4 protein-coding genes are annotated in these 4,565 nt (G+C 66.1%); all 4 read right to left on the reverse strand.

All coding sequences use genetic code 11. From position 1 onward, the window contains the following. Positions 1 to 157, reverse strand: a 157-nt coding sequence (locus AC1DS3_RS35520; RefSeq protein WP_477129032.1) for an enoyl-CoA hydratase-related protein, incomplete at its 3' end; no start/stop codon positions are given. Positions 158 to 241: 84 nt separating this feature from the next. Further along, the gene (locus AC1DS3_RS35525; RefSeq protein ID WP_441631838.1) at positions 242 to 1,177 is read right to left on the reverse strand and encodes a tripartite tricarboxylate transporter substrate binding protein; all 936 of its coding nucleotides are present in this window, start codon (positions 1,175 to 1,177) and stop codon (positions 242 to 244) included. Positions 1,178 to 1,509: 332 nt separating this feature from the next. Beyond that, the gene (locus tag AC1DS3_RS35530) at positions 1,510 to 3,135 is read right to left on the reverse strand and encodes a histidine kinase N-terminal 7TM domain-containing protein (protein ID WP_477129030.1); all 1,626 of its coding nucleotides are present in this window, start codon (positions 3,133 to 3,135) and stop codon (positions 1,510 to 1,512) included. A 180-nt stretch (positions 3,136 to 3,315) separates the two neighbouring features. Further along, a complete protein-coding gene (locus AC1DS3_RS35535; RefSeq protein ID WP_477129031.1) occupies positions 3,316 to 4,491 on the reverse strand; it encodes an acyl-CoA dehydrogenase family protein in 1,176 nt (391 codons plus the stop codon). Between the last annotated feature and the right edge of the window lie 74 nt (positions 4,492 to 4,565).

Below are 4,565 nucleotides of genomic sequence, written 5' to 3' on the forward strand. Positions count from 1 at the left end.
GCGCCCGAATGGTCTTGTCCTGGGTGACGTGCTCCAGGGCGGCGATCAACTCGGTACGCATGTCGTCGGTCATGGCGTTGCGCTTTTCAGGGCGGTTCAGCGTCAGGGTGGCGATCCCGGCGTCAATGTCGAGTGTGATCAGTGAAGTGGCGTTCATGGTGGGTCTCTCTATCTCGTGTTTTGTGCTTTGATTCGTGCTTCGTGTGTTTTGCGTGCCGATGCGCAATCGAGGGCTGCTCGACTACTCTGCGGTGATCTTGGCTTGCTTGACCACCTGGCTCCAGCGAACCTCCTCGGCGCGCACATAGCGGCCGAATTCCTCGGGCGTTCCCGCGCTGACTTCCAGGCCCTCGGTTTCGGCGCGCTTGCGGAACGCCTCGGTCTGCACCGCTTTCCTGGCGGCGGCGTTCAGGCGGGCAATCACCGGGGCGGGCGTGCCTGCCGGCACGAAGAGCCCGTACCAGCTTTCGGCCACGTAGCCGGGCACGCCGCTTTCCGCGATGGTGGGCACCTTCGCCAGGACCGGGCTTGTCGAGCGCTTGGCCGTGGTCACCGCGATCGCCCGCAGCTTGCCGTTCTCAAGCAACGACCCGACTGCGGAGGCCGTGGCGAACATCACATCCACCTGGCCGCCCAGCAAGTCGGTGATGGCCGGGCCGGCGCCTCGGTAGGGAATGTGATTGAGGTCGACTTTGGCCAGTGACTTGAACAGTTCACCCGCGAGGTGCGCGGAAGTGCCTGGGCCCTGAGATGCAAACGAGATCTTTCCTGGCTTGGCCTTGGCGGCAGCGATCAGGTCCTGCACCGTCTTGTAGGGGCTGTCCGGGCGAACCACCAGCACGTTGGGCGACTGGCCTACCAGCATCACCGGCGCAAATGCCTTGTCGGTGGCGTAGGGCAGCTTGGCGTGGATGCTCGGGTTGACCGCGTGCGCAAACGTGGCCATCACCAAGGTGTAGCCATCCGGTGCGCTCTTGGCCACCGTGTCGGAGCCGATGATGGTACCGCCGCCCGGCTTGTTGTCGATGATCACGGGCTGGCCGAGATCCTGCGACATCGTCACGCCCATGGTCCTGGCGATCAGGTCGGTCCCACCACCCGGGGCGAAGGGCACGACGAGGCGAATGGGTTTTTCCGGGAAGGCTGCGGCGTTGGCCGCTGGCGCCAGCGCGCCCATGGCGGCGAGCGGAATGGCCAACGTGGCCAGCGCCCGCTTGAAGAGGGGAAATGAATTAGGCACTTGCGTCTCCGTCTGGGTTTCTTGACGGGACAGTCGCCATGTCTTTGCCCTGTCCGTCGTTTATCGATGAACCCAGATTAAGCGCAAATACGATCGAATACAGCCCTGCATTTCCATGCAGTGGAATTGAGATCAGGCCTCGGCGGGCGTGCGTGGGGCGTGCTTGGGGCCGGCATGGCCGCTACCGGCATCCCGAGACCACCGTCACGACAAGCGGCCGCGGGCTACTCCCGAGATGATGGCCGGTCAGGCCAATCCATGAAAGACGTTCAGCCCGGGTACACAGGCGACGCCACCGGCTTGTGCATCATGAAGCGGTCGCGGCCGTTGCGCTTGGCCTCGTACATGGCTGCGTCGGCTTTTTCGAGCAGGAACTCCAGCGCTGGCGACGCCGGGATTTCGCAAACCGCGCCGACGCTGATGGTGACGCACGGATGCTCTGGCCAGCCGCCGTGCGGCAGCGCCAGCGAGCGCACGGCATTGAGCAGGCGCAGGCCGACTTCCCGTGTATTGGCTGGCGTGATCGTTGGCAGCACGATGGCGAACTCTTCGCCGCCAACGCGGGCGCAGAAGTCGCCGGGGCCGTTGCGCATGGCTTCGCCGATGGCGGCGGCAACGCGGCGCAGGCATTCGTCGCCATGCACATGGCCGTGGCGATCGTTGTACTGCTTGAAGTAATCGACGTCGATGATCAGCAGGCCGACGGGAATGCCTCGCTCAAACGCGTCGGCAATCGCGACGGCGGCCTCGCGCTGGAAGTAGCGCCGGTTGCGCGCGCCGGTGAGCGCATCGCGATAGAGGTCCGCCTCGATGCGTGAGAGCTTTTCCTCGGTCTCGCCGAGCCGCACCGCCAGGCTGGAGTTTTCCAGCGTCAACGCGTGCTCGCGCGAGCGAAAGCGCGTGACGTCGCGCAGGAACACAATGATCCCGACCGGCTGCCGGTTCAGGTTGCGCACCGAATCCACGGTGAGCTCGTAGTCGACGCGCGCCTCCGAAATCAGGTGCGAGCCGCCGCTGCCGGGCGCGCCGCTGCKGCTGGCGGCAATCGCGTCCCGCCAGGCCGGCGGAAACGTGCTGCCCCGCTCCACCTCCACCAGCAGGCGCCGCGCGGCGGGGTTGAAGTCGACGATGATGTCGTTGGCATTTACGATCACGCAGCCCTCTTGCAAGGCATCGAAGACCCTGAGCCTGGCGTAGTGGCCAACGTCATCCAGATGCCTGCGCAGCGCGCATACCCACACCAGCACCGCCGTCACCGCGAAGGTGGCGGGGGTCAGGTCGCCGCCCAGCGGCCCCGTCCATCCGCGCAAGTACGCGATATTGGCCACCAGCGGCAACGCCAGGCCGCCCACAAGCACCGCCCTTCCCCCGCGGGTCAGGCTGCTGCTTGGTACCCGGGCCGTCAGCAGGAAGTAAACGCTGATCAGCAACAGCAGGTAGGTGTAGGCGGCCGCCGCGGCGTATCCCGGGCCATGGCCGAAGACGGCGCCCGGCGGCGCGCCCCCCGGCACCAGCTGGATCGATGTCCAGATCAGGTGGTGCCGTTCGTTGGTAAAGACCAGGGCCAGCGTCACGATATTGATGACGATGGGCAGACAGAGCAGCGACCAGGGAATGACGAATCTTGGCCGGCTGAGCTGGATCATGGCGCAGAGCCAGCCGATGGGCACGGCGACAATGCCCACATATTGCACCTTGGCCCACAGGATGCGTGTTGCCAGGTCGGCGGAGTTCAACTCGAGCAGGCGGCCGCCGCTCCATAGCGCGCTCCCCAGGGCCAGCGCCAGGAAGGCCTTGACGATGGGGTCGTCCCGCCGCGTCCAGGTTGCGACGGCAACCGTTAGACTTCCGACGACCGCAAAGGTGAGACAGAGGACAAGGGGATACGAAGGCATTCGGCCGGTTCCAGGACACGCCCGCCGGCAGCGCCAGCGGTGGGTTCTCCGGTCGGATTATAAAGCGGCGCGGCGGGGCCGATCCGTGTCGCGGGGAGGCTGAGGCGCTTCCCGGGACGCATGCCCTCATGTGCACGATCCTCGAACTGGCCGTTTAAGCCGTTCGGACATCTCCCCCCCTCAAAACCCCAACTGCCGCGCGGCCAGGTCTTTCATGATTTCCTCCGACCCGCCGCCGATCATCATGACCTTGACCTCGCGGTATACCCGCTCGCTCAGGGTGCCACGCATGAAACCCATGCCGCCCAGGATCTGCACGGCCTGGTCGGCGCAGAACTGCATGGCCTGGGTGGCCTGGATCTTGGCCATGCAGGTGCGCGCCACCAGTTGCGCCGGGTCTCCGGCCTGATGCTGCACGCGATAAGCCAGGTCGTAGACGAGGTTGCGGGCGGCTTCGATGCGCAGGGCCATGTCGACCAGCTTGTGGCGGATCACCTGGCGCTTCACCAGCGGGTGGCCGAAGGTGCTGCGCTGGCGCGCCCAGTCGAGTGCTTCCTGCAGGCAGGCTTCGGCATAGCCATAGGCGCTGGCGCTCATCCCCAGCCGCTCGGCGTTGAAGTTGCGCATGATGATCTGGAAGCCGCGGTTCTCTTCGCCAATCAGGTTGGCGGCCGGGATCCGGCAGTTGTCGAAGTGCAGGTGGGCGGTGTCGGAGGCGAGCCAGCCCATTTTCTTGAGTTCGGTGCGGGTCAGGCCGGGCGGGTTGCCTTCGATCAGCAGCAGGGAGATGCCGCCCGCGCCCTTGTTGGCGGGATCGGTGCGCACCGCGGTGGTGATGAAGTCGGCGCGCATGCCGGAGGTGATGAAAGTCTTCTCACCGTTGACGATGTAGTGGTCGCCGTCGCGCACGGCCGTGGTCTTCAGGCTGGCCACGTCGGAGCCGCCGCCGGGCTCGGTAATGGCCAGGGCGGCGATCTTGTCGCCAGCGATGACCGCGGGCAGCACGCGTTCCTGCAGCGCCGGGCTGCCGGCCGCGACGATGGGCGGCACGCCGATGGAGTGGGAGTGCAGCGATGCGTTGACGCCGCCGGAGCCGCAGCGGGCAAACTCTTCCGCCTGGATCAGGTGATAGAAGATGTCGCCGGGCGTGCCGCCGAAGTGTTCCGGGTAACCGAGCCCGAGCAGGCCGACTTGCGCGGCGCGGCGGTACAGCGAGCGGGGAAAGGTTCCGGATTCGTCCCAGTCGTTCACATACGGCGTGATCTCGCGGGCGACGAAGTCGCGCAGCGTGCTGCGGAACTGTTCGTGCTCGGCGGTGAAATAGTGCGCAAGGGGCGGCAGGGTCACGAGGCGCATCGTGGGTCCTGTCAGTGGGCTTCCGGGTCGGGGGTGGCGTGCGGCAAGCAAGCCGGCATCCCTCGACCATAGGC

The sequence above is a fragment of the Cupriavidus sp. 01L46 genome, from assembly GCF_056399905.1.

Bases quoted from the DNA above. Each gene is read 5' to 3' on its own strand.
- AC1DS3_RS35535 (WP_477129031.1), bottom strand. From the start codon at position 4,491: ATGCGCCTCGTGACCCTGCCGCCCCTTGCGCACTATTTCACCGCCGAG.
- AC1DS3_RS35525 (WP_441631838.1), bottom strand. From the start codon at position 1,177: ATGGGCGCGCTGGCGCCAGCGGCCAACGCCGCAGCCTTCCCGGAAAAA.